Here is a 16477-nt window from a genome sequence, read left to right as displayed (position 1 = left end):
CAAATCCCTGTAGGAGCGAGCGGTGCGGCGATCCGACTTGCCCGCGAAGGCGTCGGCCGCCCCACCACAACACTCAGATCAGAACGAAAACCGCCAACAACCCACCAAAAATCGCCCACTTCTCCAGGTAATAACGCGCACGATTGCGCTTCTTCAGCTCCTTGCCACGCAGGCGAACCTTGTAGATTTTGGTGAACAACCGGTTGATGCCACCCGTCTTGTCGCCCGCATCGTTCGGCGCGCCCGCCGCCGACATCACGGTACGGCTGAACCAGGCATTGAACGCCGACGCCCAGCGGTACTTCATCGGCCGTTCGACGTCGCAGAACAAGATGATGCGGTTCTGGTCGGTGGTGTTTTCCGCGTAATGAATAAATGTCTCGTCGAACATCACCGCTTCACCGTCGCGCCAGTGGTAGTTCTCACCGTCGACGTTGATGTAACAACCGGCGTCGTTCGGCGTTTCCAGACCCAGGTGATAACGATACGAACCAGCATACGGGTCGCGGTGGCGCACCAGTTTGGAACCCGGTGGCAGTTCGGCGAACATCGCAGCCTTGATCGAGCCGATGCTTTGCACCAGTTCAGTGGTGCGCGGGCAGAGCTTCTCGGCCGAAGGGTGGCTGTCGCCGTACCACTTCAGGTAAAAACGCTTCCAACCGCTCTTGAAGAACGAGTTGAAACCCACGTCATCGTATTGGTTCGAGCGCTTGATCTCCCCGGCACGCAGCAGATTCTGGCCCTCGGCTCGGATTTCTTCCCAGTGCGCCTGCAACGGGCTCAGGTCCGGAAAGTCGGCCGGGTTGAGGTAAGGCTTGCTCGGGAGTTTGGAGAACAGATAAAGGAAGCAGTTGATCGGCGCCAGAAACGTCGAGTGGTCGCTCAACTGGCGGCCCAACTTGTGTCGCACACGACCGCGCAAGTGAACATACGCGATGGAAACAACATAAATAGCGGCAATGATAAGTTTCACGGCAATCGTCACAGGTCAGAAGTGAACAAACTGCGCCTAGCCGGCCAAGCGGTCTGGCGCAGTGTCTGAATACGAAACAGCGGTCCAGGTGGCACGTCCTTGAGCCGATGCCAAAGTGGCATTGGATTGATAGGTGGCATTTTAGCCATGCTTTGTAACAAATAGTTAGCATCCAGATGTGAATATCTGTCCACTGATGCCACCAAAACGCCCGTGCGGCCTCAACGCCCTATCGTTTAAAGAGCCAGACCAGTACAATCGCCGCCAAACATTACGCGCCCCCCTTGGTTGATGACGGGAATGATCCCCGCCTCAGCGCACTTTCACTCGGGCCAAGCGCTCCATTGCTGCTGTCCACTTATTGCCAGATGGACCTTCCGCTTCTGACCGGGATGCATTTCCCGTGGTTTGAAAACCGGAACCGGGTACTGAATCGGTACTGCCGCACCCCTAGCTACTCTGAATGCTTCGCAGGAAAAACCTTTGATTTCTACAGCTAACATCACGATGCAGTTCGGCGCCAAGCCGTTATTCGAGAACGTTTCGGTCAAGTTCGCCGCGGGCAACCGCTATGGCCTGATCGGCGCCAACGGTTGCGGCAAGTCGACCTTCATGAAGATCCTCGGTAACGATCTCGAGCCGTCCGGTGGCCAGGTCATGCTCGAGCCGAACGTGCGTCTGGGTAAATTGCGCCAGGACCAGTTCGCCTACGAAGAATTCACCGTGATCGACACCGTGATCATGGGTCACGAAGAGCTGTGGAAGGTCAAGGCCGAGCGCGATCGCATCTACTCGTTGCCAGAAATGACCGAAGAAGACGGCATGGCCGTGGCCGAACTGGAAACCGAGTTCGCCGAAATGGACGGCTACACCGCCGAATCCCGTGCCGGTGAACTGTTGCTGGGCCTGGGTATCGGCATCGAGCAGCACTTCGGCCCGATGAGCGAAGTGTCCCCTGGCTGGAAACTGCGCGTATTGCTGGCTCAGGCGCTGTTCTCCGATCCTGAAGTGCTGTTGCTCGACGAACCGACCAACCACCTGGACATCAACACCATCCGCTGGCTGGAAAACATTCTGACCCAGCGCTCCAGCCTGATGATCATCATCTCTCACGACCGTCACTTCCTGAACAGCGTGTGCACCCACATGGCTGACCTGGATTACGGCGAGCTGCGCCTGTTCCCGGGCAACTACGACGAGTACATGACCGTCGCGACCCAGTCCCGCGAGCAACTGCTGTCGGACAACGCCAAGAAGAAAGCCCAGATTTCCGAGCTGCAATCGTTTGTCAGCCGCTTCTCGGCCAACGCCTCGAAAGCCAAGCAAGCGACCTCCCGTGCCAAGGCGATCGACAAGATCCAGCTGGCCGAGGTCAAGCCATCGAGCCGCGTGAGCCCGTTCATTCGTTTCGAACAGAACAAGAAGCTGCACCGTCAGGCGGTCATCGTCGAGCGCATGGCCAAAGGCTTCGACGGCAAGCCACTGTTCAAGGACTTCAGCTTCCAGGTTGAAGCCGGCGAGCGCGTAGCGATCATCGGCCCGAACGGTATCGGTAAAACCACCCTGCTGCGTACCCTGGTCAATGAACTGACCCCGGACGCCGGCACCGTGAAGTGGACCGACGCCGCGGAACTGGGCTACTACGCCCAGGACCACGCGCACGACTTCGAAGACGACTGCAACCTGTTCGACTGGATGGGCCAATGGACCCAGGGCGGCGAGCAGATGGTTCGCGGCACCCTCGGCCGGATGCTGTTCTCCAACGACGAGATTCTCAAGTCGGTCAAGGTCATCTCCGGTGGTGAGCAAGGTCGCATGCTGTTCGGCAAGCTGATCCTGCAAAAGCCGAACGTGCTGATCATGGACGAACCGACCAACCACTTGGACATGGAATCCATCGAGGCGCTGAACCTGGCGCTGGAGAACTACCCGGGCACGCTGATCTTCGTCAGCCACGACCGTGAGTTCGTATCGTCGTTGGCCACCCGCATTATCGAACTCAGCCCTAGCGGTGTGATCGACTTTAGCGGTACTTACGATGATTACCTGCGCAGCCAAGGCGTGGTGTTTTAAGGGCAGCTTTTAGTTTCAAGCTGCAAGCGGCAAGTAGAAGCCCTGTCCATGTGACGGGGCTTTTTGCATTTCGGGGCCGAGGAATGCGTTTGATCGTTCCCACGCTCTGCGTGGGAACGATCAGGTGGCGAGAAGTAGTTAGCCTGCTTCCTTTTATTCCCGGCCCACGCCATGATGCAGGTCTCCCACCGCCGCCCGCGAACGAGCCCTATGTCTGCGCAGCCACTGCCCCCGCAAAGCTCCATGGCGATCACCCTGCAGATCGTCTCCATCGTTTTCTATACCTTTATCGCCTTCCTCTGCATCGGCCTGCCGATTGCGGTGATTCCGGGGTATGTCCATGAACAACTGGGGTTCAGCGCGATCATTGCGGGGCTGACCATCGGCTGCCAATACCTGGCCACCCTCCTCAGCCGGCCGATGGCCGGGCGCATGTCGGACAGCGTCGGCACCAAGCGCGCGATTGTCTACGGCTTGTCGGGGATTGTGTTAAGCGGCTTGCTGACCTTGCTCTCGACCTTGCTGCAAAGCCTGCCGTTGCTGAGTCTGATGATCCTGATTGCCGGCCGGTTGCTGTTGGGGATCGCCCAGGGCTTGATCGGCGTCGGCACCATCAGTTGGTGCATGGGCCAGGTTGGCGCCGAGCACACGGCGCGCTCGATTTCCTGGAACGGCATCGCGTCCTACGGCGCCATTGCGATTGGCGCGCCGCTGGGGGTGGTGATGGTCGCCGAGTATGGCTTTGAAAGCCTGGGGATTGTCCTGTCGGTGCTGGCCTTGGGCGCGCTGTTGCTGATTCGCAACAAGCCATCGGTGCCGGTGATTCGCGGCGAACGCCTGCCCTTTTGGAACGTGTTCGGGCGTATTGCCCCGTTTGGCGCGAGCCTGAGCCTGGCGTCCATCGGCTACGGCACCCTGACCACCTTTATTACCCTGTATTACCTCAATCGCGGCTGGACCGGCGCGGCGTACTGCCTGACGGTGTTTGGGGTGTGTTTCATCCTGTCGCGGCTGTTGTTCATTTCCACTATCAGCCGATACGGCGGCTTCACCTCGGCCATTGCCTGCATGACCATCGAAACCGTGGGCCTGGTGCTGCTGTGGCTGGCGCCGTCCACCGGGTACGCGTTGATCGGCGCCGGGTTGACCGGGTTCGGCCTGTCGCTGGTGTATCCGGCGCTGGGGGTCGAGGCGATCAAGCAGGTGCCCAACGCCAGTCGCGGCGCGGGATTGAGTGCTTATGCGGTGTTTTTTGACCTGGCGCTGGCGATTGCCGGACCGCTGATGGGCGCGGTCGCGTTGAACCTGGGGTATTCCTGGATTTTCTTTTGTGCGGCGTTGTTGTCGGTGACAGGGTTGGGCCTGACATTAATGCTGAAACGCCGCGCAATGGCCTGATGCGCCCGACCTCTGTAGGAGCAAGGCTTGCCCGCGATGGTGTCCGTGAGACCGCCATCGCGAGCAAGCTTTGCTCCTACAAGGTTCGGCGTTATTGATCGGCGGTTTGCATCCCGGCCCGACTCGGTTTGCCCAGGGCATGGGAGAAAAACCGTCCCGCTTCCGAGATCAGGTTGCGGTGAATGTCCTCACGATCAACCCCATCGGCATCGGTACACAACGCCGGCATGGCGATGATCTGCTCTTCGTTGCACGGCGCCATGAACACGAAGTGCCCTGCCCCGGCCAGCAGCTTGAAGTCCGGCGCGATCGGCAGTTTGCGCGCCAGGGCAGCGGCGTTCTTGTCGAAAGCCACCAGTTTGTCGCCGTCGCCGCTGTACAGCAGCACCGGCACATGCACATCCGCCAGGGTGTGGCGGCCGAACTTCAGGCTCAGCGGCGCCATCAGCAGCAAGGCGTGGACACGCGGGTCGGCCACTGGCTGCAAATCATCACGGTCGACAATCAGCTCGCCCTGGGTGTTGCAGGCATCGCGGTCGTCCGGTCGCTCCTGGCAATAGCGGCGCAGACGATCCAAGTCGGGCGTGGCACCGGACAGGATCAACGCCGTTTCGCCGCCCGCCGAGTAACCAATCACCCCCACCTGATCGGCGTTGACGAACGGCGCCAGCATGGCATCGCCCAGCGTCGCAGTAATGGCTTCGGAAATTTGCAGCGGCCGACCGTACAGGTTGCTCAAGGTGCCGAGACGGCTGTGATCCTTGGAGTTGTCGCCGGGGTGAATCACCGCCACCACCACAAAGCCCTTGCGTGCCAGCGAGGTGGCGAGGTCGTGCAAGGCCAGCGGCGTGCCGACGTTGCCATGGGACAGCATCAGCATCGGGAAACGGCCGATCGCCACGCGGGCGTCTTCGCTCGCTTCGACGGTGTAGCCATCGAGTTTGCTGGTGTGTTCTTTATCGCTGGAGGGATAAAAGGCAATGGCGCGCATCGGCTGCAAATCCAGCGGATCGAGGAACGTCATCTCGTGATAGCCGACGCCCCAGTGCGCATGCAGCCCAGGCGCGGCGTGCACTGAAAGCAGGCTGCTGAGCAGGCATATCAGTAACGTTGCACAAAGACGCACCATGGGATGCCCCACCTTTGATACTTGCCTGAAAAGCCCGTAGTGCTCCGATGTACGGAGTACGCGGCCTCGTGCCAGTGTTTGCGGCCACCAAGGTCATTGCGCGACGGGGACGTTAACCCTCGACTGCATAACCTGGGCCAGAACCTATAAAACGGTCAAAAACAAAAAAACTCTGTAACTGATCATTACGATGATCAGAATACAGAGTTTTTCGGGTATTACCTGAGCTGTTTAGTATTTTTTACGCAAGCCTTACACAGGCCTTATGCCGCAGCGAACAGTTGATCGCTGATGTGCGTGTGAGCGTCGCTCAGGGCTTTGGTGCGCACTTCGTCACCGTAAGCCAGGCCATGGGCGCGAACGAACTCAATATCAGTGATGCCCAGGAAACCGAACAGCACTTTCAAGTAGTCTTCGTGCGCTACGCCGGTGGCTTGACCGACGTGGAGGCCACCCGAAGTCGAAACGATCACCAGTTTCTTGCCACCGCACAGGCCTTCCGGGCCGGCTTCGGTGTAGCGGAAGGTCTGGCCGGCCACGGCGATGCGGTCAATCCAGGCCTTGAGTTGAGTCGGGATGGTGAAGTTGTACATCGGCGCGGCAATGACGATGGCGTCGGCAGCAAGGAATTCAGCCAGGGTCGAAGCGCTCAGTTCGGCTTCGTGCTGTTGCGCGGCGTTGCGCAGCTCAGCGGTGGTGCCAGCGGCAACCAGGGTGGTGGATGAGAAATGGCTGATGGCGTCAGCAGCCAGGTCGCGGTAAGTGACGACGGCCGAAGCGTCAGCGGCTTGCCAGGCTTTGACCACTTCGCCGCTCAACTGACGGGACGCCGAGTTGTCACCCAAAATGCTCGAATCGATATGCAACAGTTTCATTTAAGGATCTCCAGGTGAGGATCGCCACCGGGCGATCTGATGGAGGTGATCCTACAGATGAATCTAATAGGTGATTAGCCCGCAACAATGCGATAGTTCGTCTCACTGATAGAACAATCGAGTCCAGATCATGCAAGACCTTAACGACCTCTACTATTTCGCCAAAGTCGTCGAAGCCGGTGGTTTCGCGGCCGCCGGGCGCTTGCTGGGGATTCCCAAGTCGCGGCTGTCGCGGCGCATCGCCGAGCTGGAAGAACGCCTGGGCGCGCGTCTGCTGCAACGCACCACTCGCCAACTGAAATTGACCGCCGTGGGCGAACGTTACTTGCGCCACTGTCAGGCGATGTTGCTGGAAGCGGAGATGGCCGACGAAGCGGTGGCCAGCATGTCCAGCGAACCCCGAGGGCGATTGCGGGTGTCCTGCCCCGTGGGGTTGGCCAATCAAATGTTGCCGACGATCATCAGCGACTTTCTCGGGAAATACCCGCAGGTCCAACTGGAGGTCATGCTGGTCAACCGCCGGGTCGATCTGGTCACCGAAGGCGTCGATGTCGCCCTGCGCGTCCGCGAATTGGGAGATGAAGACCCATTACTGGTGACCCGACGCCTGCGTCAGGCGCAGACGCTCATGGTCGCCAGCCCCGCCTTCTTGCACGGCCGGGAGATCAACCATCCGGACGACCTCAAGAGTTTGCCGGTCCTCGGAGCGCTGGAACCCGACCGCATGGTGCATATCCGTATGCTCGATCAACAGGGTAAAAGCCATGACCTGGCAATGGAGGCACGGCTGGGCATTGACGACTTTATCGTGCGCCGCGCCTGCGCCCTCGCGGGTCAGGGTTTTACGGTGCTGCCCATGATGTATTGCGAGTCGGAGCTGGCGGACGGTTCATTGATCCAGTTGCTGCCCGACTGGTCGATGCCTGGCGGCTGGCTGCAAGCGGTCTACCCTCATCGGCGCGGGGTAATGCCGGCCGTGCGCGCCTGGCTCGACCACTTGATCGAATCATTCAATGCCTGTGGGGACCGATTGATATGAAGGCTGGACGCATGAACGAAGCGGATGTCGCGCAGTTTTGCCTGGGGCTGCCCGGCGCGCGGGAAGACTACAAATGGGGTGGCGTGCGGGTGTTTTCGATTGCCGGGAACAAGATGTTCGCGTTGCAGAACCTGCGGGGCGAATCCCTGGCGTTCAAGGTCGACAAGGATTTGTTTCTCGGCCATTGCGACCGACCGGGCATTCACCCGGCGCCGTACCTGGCCCGGGCGCAATGGATCATCATGCAGACGCCCTACCCGCTGGGCGCCGAAGAACTGAAGGCGCTGCTGCAACGTTCCCACCAACTGGTGGTGGGCAAGTTGCCCAAGCGCACTCAGGTCGGGCTGCTTCTTTAAAACAACGCCAGCAGGTTCGCACCGAGAAACAACTGGTCGATCCAGAACACCTGGTGCATGAGCACGATCAGCCAGAACACCAGTTGAAACGAAAGCTTGCGAGTCTTGTGCCGGAACACTTGCTGGGCCAACAAGGCACCCGGCCAGCCACCGGCCAGTTCCACCGCGTGCAAGACGTTTTCCGGCGTGCGCCAGGTGTCGGCGCGGGCCTTGCGCTTGTCGCTCCAGTACAGGAAAAACGCGACCACGCTGACCACGCCGTAGGCCGCCAGCGGGATCACGGAAACCCCGCGCAGCCAAACCATCAGCGAGCCATACAGCGGCAGCGCGCACAGGATGGCGAGCACCAGCAATTTCAAGCGTGGATGCTGGACTTCGCCCCCGGACTTGCGACCGGGGTTGTTGCGCGCGCTGGAATCACTCATGGCTTGGCGGCGGCCCAATCGACCCAACCGAACTGCCAGGTCGCCAGGATCACCAGGCCAAACGCAATGCGATACCACGCAAACACCGCGTAGCTGTGACTGGCAATGAACTTGAGCAGCGCCTTGACGGCAATCATCGCGAAGATAAACGCAGTGACAAAACCGATGGCGAACACCGGAAAATCCGCCGGGACGAACAGATGGCGGTACTTGAACCCCGAATACACCGCCGCCGCGACCATGGTTGGCATGGCCAGGAAGAACGAGAACTCGGTGGCGGTTTTGCGCGACAGCCCGAACAGCAGGCCGCCGATGATCGTCGAGCCGGAACGCGAGGTCCCCGGGATCATCGCCAGGCATTGGGCGAAGCCGACTTTCAGCGCGTCCTGCCAGGTGATGTCATCGACCGTTTCGGCATGCACTTCGTGCTGACGCTTCTCGGCCCACAACATGATGATCCCGCCCACGACCAACGCCGCGGCCACGGTGATCGGGTTAAACAGGTAGTGGTGAATCAAATCGGAAAAAATCACCCCCAGTACCACGGCCGGCATGAAGGCAATCAACAGGTTGGCGGTAAAGCGCCGTGCGCTCGGCTGGGTCGGCAAGCCGACGACCACGTCGAGGATCTTGCGCCGGAACTCCCAGACCACCGCGAGAATCGCGCCTAGCTGGATGATGATGTTGAATGCAATGGCCCGCTCACCACCGAAGTCGAGCAAATCCGCGACGATAATCTGGTGTCCGGTACTCGAAATGGGCAAAAACTCCGTCAGCCCTTCTACAACGCCTAGAATCAGTGCCTGGAAGGCCGTCCAAAGATCCATCAATCCCCCAAAGGCAGCGCTCAAAGGCATGCCCCGTTAATATTTTTAGTTCGTTCACTGCGCTCAGCGTAGCTGAAGTCTCTCGCGCACAGGATCCCCACGAAACCGTAAAAATTCCGTGAAAAATCAACTTGGATTCAGGTTTTTCCACGCGAGGCCGAAATCCTATCAGACAAGCTCCGATTACGCCGCCGTGTAATTGGACTTGGGTCGAATAGGCCCCACCGGCAAAGTGTGGTTGGATGCTCGCGATCGTTTATTACAAGAAGAAGAATCTGGAGTGACAGCGTTATGAACAGCTTACGCAGTGTGTCGATCAGCCGACGCTTGTGGCTCATCTTGATCGTGGCCATCGTGATGTTATTGACGCTGGGCATCTTGATGCTCAAACAGATTCACGACGACCTGTACCATGCCAAGGCGCAGAAAACCCAGCACGTGGTGCAGACGGCCAGTGGCATCCTGAACTACTACCACGACCTGGAAACCGCCGGCACCCTCACCCGCGAAGCGGCGCAAAAACAGGCGCTGACCGTGGTTCGCGGCCTGCGCTATGACCAGAACGACTACTTCTGGATCAACGACCTGGGGCCGGTGATGATCATGCACCCGGCCAACCCGAAACTCGAAGGCCAGAACCTCTCGGCGATCCGCGACCCGGATGGCTTTGCGCTGTTCAACGAGATGGTCGCCATCGCCAAGTCCAAGGGCGCCGGCATGGTTGACTACCGTTGGCCGAAACCGGGCGCCAGCGCGCCGGTGGAAAAAACCTCCTACGTCAAACTGTTCGAACCCTGGGGCTGGGTCATCGGTTCGGGCGTGTATGTCGATGACCTGCAAGCCGAATTCTACGGGCAGGTCTGGAAAGCTTCGTTTATCGGCATGGCAATTACCCTGATCATGGCGCTGCTGGTGATCATGATTGCCCGCAGCATCGTGCGTCCATTGCAGGAAACCGTAAACGCCATGGCCAATATCGCCAGCGGCGAAAGCGACCTGACCCGCAGCCTCGACACTCACGGCCAGGACGAAGTCACGCAACTGGCGCACCACTTCAACGCCTTTACCGCCAAGCTGCGGCAGGTGATCAGCCAGTTGCAGGTGTCGGCCAGCGCCCTGGGCCAGTCGTCCAGCGATCTGGGTAACGATGCGGCGCAGGCACAGCAACGCAGTCAGCAGCAGTCCCAGCAAATGGAACTGGTGGCGACCGCAATCAATGAAGTGACCTACGGCGTGCAGGACGTAGCGAAGAACGCCGAGCATGCGGCCAGTGAAATGCGCGACGCCGAGTCCCAGGCGCAACAGGGTCAGGTCAACATCGATGGCAGCTTGCAACAGATCGACAAGCTCTCCGGCACCATTGATCAAGCGGTGGAAGTGATTCGCACCCTGGCTGCCGAAAGCACCCAGATTGGCAGTGTGCTGGAAGTGATTCGCTCGATTGCCGAGCAAACCAACCTGCTGGCCCTCAACGCGGCCATCGAAGCTGCCCGGGCTGGCGAGCAAGGTCGCGGGTTTGCGGTAGTGGCCGATGAAGTGCGCCTGCTCGCCCAGCGCACACAGAAGTCCACGGCGGAAATCCAGGCGATGATCGAACGCCTGCAAAACCACTCCGAAGCGGCGGTCAAGGTGATCGGCGACAGCAGCCGCGCCTCGCAACTGACCATCGAACAGGCCGGGCTGGCCGGTGCGAGCCTGAACGCCATCGGCCAGGCCCTGCGCAACCTCAACGGGCTGAACGCCTCCATCGCCAGCGCCACACTGCAACAGGCGCATGTGGTGGAAGACATCAACCAGAACGTCACACAGGCGGCCGGGTTGTCCCACAGCACGGCGCTGGCGGCGGAACAATCGAGCCTGGCCAGTGTTCACCTCAGGGAATTGAGCGAGCAGTTGAACGGGTTGCTCAAGCAATTCCGGGTGTAAAGCGAAAGGATCGCAGCCTTCGGCAGCTACAGGGTTTGTGTACATCTGTAGGTGCTGCCCAAGGCTGCGATCTTTTGATCTAACCGCTACAATCCGCCCCCTCTTTCGACTCCTCCCAAGGAACCTCCATGTCCGGGCTTGAACTGTTTGCTGCCGCCCTCGGCGTGATCGCCGTCTGGCTGACGGTCAAACAGAACCCGTGGTGCTGGCCGATCGGGCTGGTGATGGTGCTGCTTTATAGCTGGATCTTCTTCGAGGTGAAGCTGTATTCGGACATGTTGCTGCAGGTGATCTACGCCGCGTTGCAACTCTACGGCTGGTGGCAGTGGACCCGAGCCGGCGATGCCCATGATGGCCGGCAAGTCAGCGCGCTGGATGCCCGGTCGATCATGCTCGGCCTTGCCGTGGGCGCCATCGGCAGTCTGTTGCTGGGCGCAGCCATGGCCCACTGGACCGACGCCGCGCAACCCTGGCTCGATGCCGCTCTGACGGGCTTCAGCCTGGTGGCGCAGCTATGGATGGCGCAAAAACGCGTGCAATGCTGGCCGCTGTGGATCGTCCTCGATGTGATCTTTGTCAGCCTGTTCATCTACAAGGGCCTGTACCTGACCGCGACCCTCTACGGGTTGTTTACCCTGATCGCGGTGCAAGGCTGGCGTGAATGGCGCGCCGATCCGGCACTGCACGCATGAAAGCGCTGGTCCTGACAGGCCCGGAATCCAGCGGCAAAAGCTGGCTTTCGAGTGAAATCCAGGCGCATTTTGGCGGGCTGTTGGTGGGTGAGTACGTTCGGCATTTCATCGAAACCGAGGCCCGCGAAACCTGCCTCGATGACATTACCGCCATCGCACTCGGCCAACTGGCCTGGGAAGATGAAGCACGAGCCAAACAGCCGTCACTGCTGATTCTCGATACACACCTGTTGAGCAATATCCTGTGGAGTCGCACGTTGTTTGGCGCGTGCCCGACGTGGATCGAGCCAGCATTGTTGGCGCGGCACTACGACCTGCATTTGCTGCTGAGCCCTGAAACAGTGGCCTGGCACGACGACGGGCAACGTTGCCAACCGCAACTGGAGGAACGCCAAGGGTTTTTCCAGGCGAGCCACGATTGGCTTGACCTTCACCACCAGCCTTACCAGATACTGCAAGGTGATTGGCAACAGCGTAAAGACGCGGCATTCGCGGCCGTGAAACGCTTGCTCGAAGCCTGACACGAGCCCCCAGACTTGGCGCAAGTGTCCATTCCTGAAACACCCCCTCCTGAGCGAACCCGCGAACTAAAGCGGTTTCAGCGCTGCAGAACGAAACTGTTAAACCTCTGATACAACCTGCGTTTCGCCGCTCTAGCGTGCAATGCCGCCCGCATGGACGGCGTTTTTACGTGGTGCTGTCTCAGTGGCGTTACAAATATTTTTTGACAACCTCGAGATTTAAAATCAACCCATTGTTTTTAAACGATAAATAAAAAGCGGCACACCTTCTGCTCTCTACCTCGCAACGCTGAAAAGGGCCAGCGTCCCAATTACAGAAGGAATTGCCGCCGTGGGGAAATTTGATAGAAGCATCTACCGCCTCCTGCTGATCGGATGCGCGCTGGGTTCAAGTTTCTGCCTGCCTGCTCAGGCTGACAACGGCATCATTACGATCAAACGTGATGTCCAGACGCGCAACGCCGTGGTTCCACCGCTGATCCCTGACCCTCACCCCACCACCGTCAACGCCAACCCTTCGCAACATATCCTCAATCAAACGAACGAGTTGAGCGACGGTGATTTTGCCGGTGTCGCCAGCGGTGCAGGCATCAGTCAGATGGTGACGCAAAACACCAACAACCTGGGCGGCAATATCAGCAATCAGTCCCAACTGTCCAACCTCCCCGGCGGGCGTTCGGGAAACTCGGGCAGCGGCATCGCCAACATGGTCAATTCGAACGTCCAGCAAGGCCTGGGTGCTCTGAAAATCATAACGGGAGACCGTTAGCATGAATCGTTCGCTGCTGATTATCGCCATGTTTTGCAGTGCATCGTCCTTTGCCCAGTCTCCCGTCATCGACAACGCGGACATCGACAGTTCGGGCGCGCAGTACCAGGGCAACCTCGGGGTCAACCAGGCTGCGGGCGATCAGCAACAACAGGTCAACGCCCGAGCCATCGCCATTGGCAACAACGCCCATGCATCCACACAGATTCGCCAACGGCTGCATTCACCTGCGGACCCACGCATCGACGCCAGCGCCAGCATTCAAGGTAACGCCTTCAGCAACGGTAACGGCGTGCTGGGCGTCAACCAGAGTGCGGGCGGCAACAACCAGCAGGCCAATGCCCTGCGGATCAGCATCAGTACACAGCCGCAAAGTATCGACGACAGCGTCCTCCTGCAACAGAACGTGGCGCTGATCAACAACTCCGATCCAACTGACTCCGCACCAGGCTATCGCCGGGTCGCTACAAGCGATCAGGCCTTCACCGGTAGCCGTGGAGTTATTCAGTTGAATCAGAGCGCCGGGGTGGGAAACCGAACGGCCAACACCGTGAGCGTACGGGTCGCGGATTGACCCAAAACAGGTAAAAAAAACAACACTTAACCTATAAATCAGTACGGAGAATCACCATGAAACCTTCGATGGCAATCAAGCCTCTGGTTTTCGCAATTGCTGCGGTCATGGCTGTTGCTGTACAAGCTGGACAAAGTGACGACCACCATAATGGCCACCACAATGGCCACAATAACAACGGTCAGCACACCCCTCCTCCAACCCGGATCCCTGTCTACGCGACTGCGAATGCGTGGGATACCCAAAGTAGTACCGATAACCGCATTAGCAACGCCGGGACTGTCAACAGTGCAGAGATGAATAACTCTGCTACAGGCACCAGCGGCAACGTCGGCGTCAACGTGGCTGGCGGCGACGGCAACCAACAAGACAACGCAGCCGCTATTGCAAACGCCGCAGCTGCCGCTCCTGATAATGCGTTCGTGTTCGGCACCGCCAGTGCCACGGCATCCGTCACCCAAACCAGCCGCAACAACCGGGTCGACAACTACGGCAGCCAAGCTACGGCTTCTATGAGCGGTTCGGCTAATGGCGGCAGCGGCAACATGGGCGTCAACGTGGCGGCCGGCGACCTGAACCAACAGAAAAACACCATGGCCATTGCTAACACCAATGCTCCATTGGGTAACGCCACAGCCACCGCCTCTGCTACACAAACCGGCCCTGGCCTGACCGTTAATAACAATGCCGATCGGACCTACCGCGTCGATACGCTGACCTTTACCACCTCGGCCAGCGGCAGTAAAAACTATGCCAACGCAAGCGCAGCGTCCGGCAGTAAAAGCTCCTCATCGAGCTTTGACGTGAGCGGTTCGAAAAGCTTCGATGCCAGTGGTTCAAAAAGCTACGAGAAGAGCAGTTCTTCTAGCTCTAATTTGAATGCTTCGTTGAACGCTACGCTGGATGCTTCGGCTGCGGCTTCTCAAAATGCTGCCTGGGATAATGGCTATCACCATTCGGGTAGCAGCAGTTCGTCTTCCGACGCGTCTCTGAACGCATCGCTTGACGCCACGCTGGACGTATCGATCGATAAGTCGCACAACAAGTCGGGCAGTTCGTCGTTCGATAAGTCGTTCGATTCCTCGTTCGAAAAATCCGGCAGCAAATCCCACGAGTCTTCGTATGACAAGGCGAAAGCCTACGCTGAGAGCAGTTCATTTGATCTGAGCAACACCTACTCCTATCAAGTGCTGACTCCAACTGGCTGGGCCAACCCTGTAACCAACACTGCAACCCTGAGCGGTTCGGTGAATGGCGGCAGCGGCAACCTGGGTGTCAACGTGGCTGCTGGTGTGGGCAACCAACAAAGCAACTCGCTGGCCATTTCCAACAACTCGTTCTAATGGCTGTCTTTTGGGGCCCCCTCACGGGGGCCTTTTTCAACAACAACCAGAAGGCGTCCCACCATGCGCATCATCGCCTTGGCAATTTTGCTTTGCGTGGCCAGTGTGATCGAGGCTGCACAAATGCCGCTTTCCGTCCTTCCGGGCGGCGCGGTGGTGTACAAGCCGATCCAGAGCGTACGCGAGCGTAAATTTGCTGACCTGGTGCAACAGAAAACCGACTTCAGTTGCGGCGCCGCGGCGCTGGCAACCATCTTGCGCCAGGCCTATTGGCTGGACGTGAGTGAAAATCAAATCATTGAAGGCATGCTGGCCCACTCGGATCAAAATCTTGTCCGCGTCCAGGGCTTCTCCATGCTCGACATGAAGCACTACGTAGAAAGTATCGGCATGCGGGCCCGTGGCTACCGGGTGGCGACGGAAACGTTGAGCGAAATCAAAATCCCCGTAGTGGTCCTCATGGACATTCGTGGCTACAAGCATTTTGTGGTCTTGCAAAGAGTCCACCAAGGCTGGGTCTATATCGGCGATCCGGTACTCGGCCATAAACGTTACAGCGTCGACGACTTTGTCAAAGGCTGGAACGGCATCATCTTTGCCGTCATCGGCCAGGGCTACGACAAATCCAATGCGTTGCTCGAGCCCCCCCTGCCGCTGACTGCCAAAAACCGCCTCAACATGTTCAGCCCGGTGCAAGACGCGGAGTTGATGGATTTCGGATTCATCCAAAGCGACTTCTTCTAATAACAAGGGAGCATGAAGCTCCGGGAGCATCCAATGAAAACTTCAACCTGGCTGGCTGTGGTTTGCCTGGCCGCCAGCCTGCCAACCCAGGCAGAGACGTTCAAACCCATTGAACTGAAGGATCAGGAGTTGGCGACCCTGCGAGGCCGATTTGTCATGCCGGGACGTATCGTCAGTTTCGGCATTGTCATGACCAGCACTTGGCAGAATGCCGAAGGCCAGTTGATCGGGGCGACGTCCGCGATGCAAATTCAACAATCGACCATCAAACCCCAGTTCTATGTGTCGATGATTGACGAAAAACCTGCTGGCCAAACGAGTTCGCAAGGCTCCGGCTCCGGCGCAGGGACAGGCACCGTCACGGGCGGCGGCGGCCTCAACACGACAGAAGGCGTTACTCAAGTAGTACGCGCTGCCGGCGACAACAACACCGCCTACAACAACGTAGATATCAACGTCGCAAAAGCTAGCCAGGTCAACCCGTCATCCGCAACGCAACCGCAGGGTCAGGCATTGACCCCTGGAACGACGTTAACGGGCAACAATGGTGCGGGCTCGCTCAGCGTTTCCTCAACCGGTAGTGGAGTTCAACTCAACATCGTGGCTAACAACAACCAGGGCAGCACCATGCAGCGCCTGGCCCAGGGTGGACTGATGCAGAACACGACTTTGCTCGGCAGTAGCAACCAGGTCCGCAACTTGACATCCCTCAATGTTGTGCTGCGTGACAACGTGCCGACGGCCGGATCCGTGAGCGGCAATCTGGACCAGCTCAAAGGTCTTCGCACTATCGGATTCTGATCTACGCTCAGT

At 58.8% G+C, this 16477-nt stretch carries 17 protein-coding genes; 12 read left to right on the top strand and 5 right to left on the bottom strand.

Annotated features, from left to right (window positions below; genetic code table 11):
• Positions 1-73: 73 nt before the first annotated feature.
• A complete protein-coding gene (gene lpxO, locus ACZ89E_RS06255) occupies positions 74-973 on the bottom strand; it encodes a lipid A hydroxylase LpxO (protein ID WP_149661616.1) in 900 nt (299 codons plus the stop codon).
• Positions 974-1456: 483 nt separating this feature from the next.
• On the opposite strand from lpxO, the gene ACZ89E_RS06250 reads away from it, so the two are divergent.
• Both ACZ89E_RS06250 and ACZ89E_RS06245 read left to right on the top strand, forming a co-directional pair.
• The gene (locus ACZ89E_RS06250; RefSeq protein ID WP_123410456.1) at positions 1457-3046 is read left to right on the top strand and encodes an ABC-F family ATPase; all 1590 of its coding nucleotides are present in this window, start codon (positions 1457-1459) and stop codon (positions 3044-3046) included.
• A 210-nt stretch (positions 3047-3256) separates the two neighbouring features.
• Complete coding sequence (locus tag ACZ89E_RS06245; protein ID WP_476255123.1) at positions 3257-4444, top strand: MFS transporter; 1188 nt, start codon at positions 3257-3259, stop codon at positions 4442-4444.
• A 91-nt stretch (positions 4445-4535) separates the two neighbouring features.
• On the opposite strand, the gene ACZ89E_RS06240 is transcribed toward ACZ89E_RS06245, so the two are convergent.
• Positions 4536-5573: an alpha/beta hydrolase family protein gene (locus tag ACZ89E_RS06240; protein WP_463257466.1), complete on the bottom strand. Its 1038-nt coding sequence runs from the start codon at positions 5571-5573 to the stop codon at positions 4536-4538.
• Positions 5574-5836: 263 nt separating this feature from the next.
• A complete protein-coding gene (locus tag ACZ89E_RS06235; protein ID WP_149661613.1) occupies positions 5837-6448 on the bottom strand; it encodes an FMN-dependent NADH-azoreductase in 612 nt (203 codons plus the stop codon).
• A gap of 130 nt (positions 6449-6578) precedes the next feature.
• Between ACZ89E_RS06235 and ACZ89E_RS06230 the strand changes: the two genes are divergently transcribed.
• Both ACZ89E_RS06230 and ACZ89E_RS06225 read left to right on the top strand, forming a co-directional pair.
• Complete coding sequence (locus tag ACZ89E_RS06230; RefSeq protein ID WP_149661612.1) at positions 6579-7487, top strand: LysR substrate-binding domain-containing protein; 909 nt, start codon at positions 6579-6581, stop codon at positions 7485-7487.
• Entirely contained in the window at positions 7484-7843 is a 360-nt protein-coding gene (locus ACZ89E_RS06225; protein WP_476255122.1) for an MmcQ/YjbR family DNA-binding protein, read from the top strand. Before ACZ89E_RS06230 ends, ACZ89E_RS06225 begins: the two co-directional genes overlap by 4 nt.
• Here the strand turns inward: ACZ89E_RS06225 and ACZ89E_RS06220 are convergent.
• The gene (locus tag ACZ89E_RS06220) at positions 7840-8268 is read right to left on the bottom strand and encodes a DUF1294 domain-containing protein (protein WP_149661610.1); all 429 of its coding nucleotides are present in this window, start codon (positions 8266-8268) and stop codon (positions 7840-7842) included. The genes ACZ89E_RS06225 and ACZ89E_RS06220 overlap by 4 nt on opposite strands.
• The gene (locus tag ACZ89E_RS06215) at positions 8265-9095 is read right to left on the bottom strand and encodes an undecaprenyl-diphosphate phosphatase (RefSeq protein ID WP_149661609.1); all 831 of its coding nucleotides are present in this window, start codon (positions 9093-9095) and stop codon (positions 8265-8267) included. The genes ACZ89E_RS06220 and ACZ89E_RS06215 overlap by 4 nt, the downstream gene beginning before the upstream one ends.
• Positions 9096-9386: 291 nt before the next feature.
• Between ACZ89E_RS06215 and ACZ89E_RS06210 the strand changes: the two genes are divergently transcribed.
• The 8 genes from ACZ89E_RS06210 (at position 9387) to ACZ89E_RS06175 (ending at position 16465) form a co-directional block, all read left to right on the top strand.
• A complete protein-coding gene (locus tag ACZ89E_RS06210; protein ID WP_463257469.1) occupies positions 9387-11021 on the top strand; it encodes a methyl-accepting chemotaxis protein in 1635 nt (544 codons plus the stop codon).
• Positions 11022-11149: 128 nt separating this feature from the next.
• A complete protein-coding gene (gene pnuC / locus ACZ89E_RS06205; RefSeq protein ID WP_149661607.1) occupies positions 11150-11713 on the top strand; it encodes a nicotinamide riboside transporter PnuC in 564 nt (187 codons plus the stop codon).
• Positions 11710-12234, top strand: a complete 525-nt coding sequence (locus ACZ89E_RS06200) for an AAA family ATPase (protein WP_476257022.1) — start codon at positions 11710-11712, stop codon at positions 12232-12234. Before pnuC ends, ACZ89E_RS06200 begins: the two co-directional genes overlap by 4 nt.
• 331 nt (positions 12235-12565) lie before the next feature.
• On the top strand, positions 12566-13003 hold the full coding sequence (locus ACZ89E_RS06195) for a hypothetical protein (RefSeq protein ID WP_149661606.1): 438 nt from the start codon (positions 12566-12568) through the stop codon (positions 13001-13003).
• A 1-nt stretch (position 13004) separates the two neighbouring features.
• Positions 13005-13577, top strand: a complete 573-nt coding sequence (locus tag ACZ89E_RS06190; RefSeq protein ID WP_149661605.1) for an adhesin — start codon at positions 13005-13007, stop codon at positions 13575-13577.
• A 56-nt stretch (positions 13578-13633) separates the two neighbouring features.
• A complete protein-coding gene (locus ACZ89E_RS06185; RefSeq protein ID WP_149661604.1) occupies positions 13634-14920 on the top strand; it encodes a heme utilization protein in 1287 nt (428 codons plus the stop codon).
• Positions 14921-14983: 63 nt separating this feature from the next.
• A complete protein-coding gene (locus ACZ89E_RS06180) occupies positions 14984-15664 on the top strand; it encodes a C39 family peptidase (RefSeq protein ID WP_149661603.1) in 681 nt (226 codons plus the stop codon).
• A gap of 33 nt (positions 15665-15697) precedes the next feature.
• Positions 15698-16465, top strand: coding sequence for a hypothetical protein (locus tag ACZ89E_RS06175; RefSeq protein ID WP_476255121.1), 768 nt, complete (start codon positions 15698-15700; stop codon positions 16463-16465).
• Positions 16466-16477: the final 12 nt, after the last annotated feature.

It is taken from the genome of Pseudomonas sp. TE3899 (genome assembly GCF_056279105.1).
Note: the sequence above shows the minus strand (reverse complement) of the source record. Positions and strands in the feature narration are given on the sequence as shown.

Excerpts from the sequence above, each read along its gene's own strand:
- ACZ89E_RS06245 (WP_476255123.1), top strand. The coding sequence starts at position 3,257 with ATGTCTGCGCAGCCACTGCCCCCGCAAAGCTCCATGGCGATCACCCTG.
- ACZ89E_RS06240 (WP_463257466.1), bottom strand. The coding sequence starts at position 5,573 with ATGGTGCGTCTTTGTGCAACGTTACTGATATGCCTGCTCAGCAGCCTG.
- ACZ89E_RS06235 (WP_149661613.1), bottom strand. The coding sequence starts at position 6,448 with ATGAAACTGTTGCATATCGATTCGAGCATTTTGGGTGACAACTCGGCG.
- ACZ89E_RS06230 (WP_149661612.1), top strand. The coding sequence starts at position 6,579 with ATGCAAGACCTTAACGACCTCTACTATTTCGCCAAAGTCGTCGAAGCC.
- ACZ89E_RS06225 (WP_476255122.1), top strand. The coding sequence starts at position 7,484 with ATGAAGGCTGGACGCATGAACGAAGCGGATGTCGCGCAGTTTTGCCTG.
- ACZ89E_RS06220 (WP_149661610.1), bottom strand. The coding sequence starts at position 8,268 with ATGAGTGATTCCAGCGCGCGCAACAACCCCGGTCGCAAGTCCGGGGGC.
- ACZ89E_RS06215 (WP_149661609.1), bottom strand. The coding sequence starts at position 9,095 with ATGGATCTTTGGACGGCCTTCCAGGCACTGATTCTAGGCGTTGTAGAA.
- ACZ89E_RS06210 (WP_463257469.1), top strand. The coding sequence starts at position 9,387 with ATGAACAGCTTACGCAGTGTGTCGATCAGCCGACGCTTGTGGCTCATC.
- pnuC (WP_149661607.1), top strand. The coding sequence starts at position 11,150 with ATGTCCGGGCTTGAACTGTTTGCTGCCGCCCTCGGCGTGATCGCCGTC.
- ACZ89E_RS06200 (WP_476257022.1), top strand. The coding sequence starts at position 11,710 with ATGAAAGCGCTGGTCCTGACAGGCCCGGAATCCAGCGGCAAAAGCTGG.
- ACZ89E_RS06190 (WP_149661605.1), top strand. The coding sequence starts at position 13,005 with ATGAATCGTTCGCTGCTGATTATCGCCATGTTTTGCAGTGCATCGTCC.
- ACZ89E_RS06185 (WP_149661604.1), top strand. The coding sequence starts at position 13,634 with ATGAAACCTTCGATGGCAATCAAGCCTCTGGTTTTCGCAATTGCTGCG.
- ACZ89E_RS06180 (WP_149661603.1), top strand. The coding sequence starts at position 14,984 with ATGCGCATCATCGCCTTGGCAATTTTGCTTTGCGTGGCCAGTGTGATC.
- ACZ89E_RS06175 (WP_476255121.1), top strand. The coding sequence starts at position 15,698 with ATGAAAACTTCAACCTGGCTGGCTGTGGTTTGCCTGGCCGCCAGCCTG.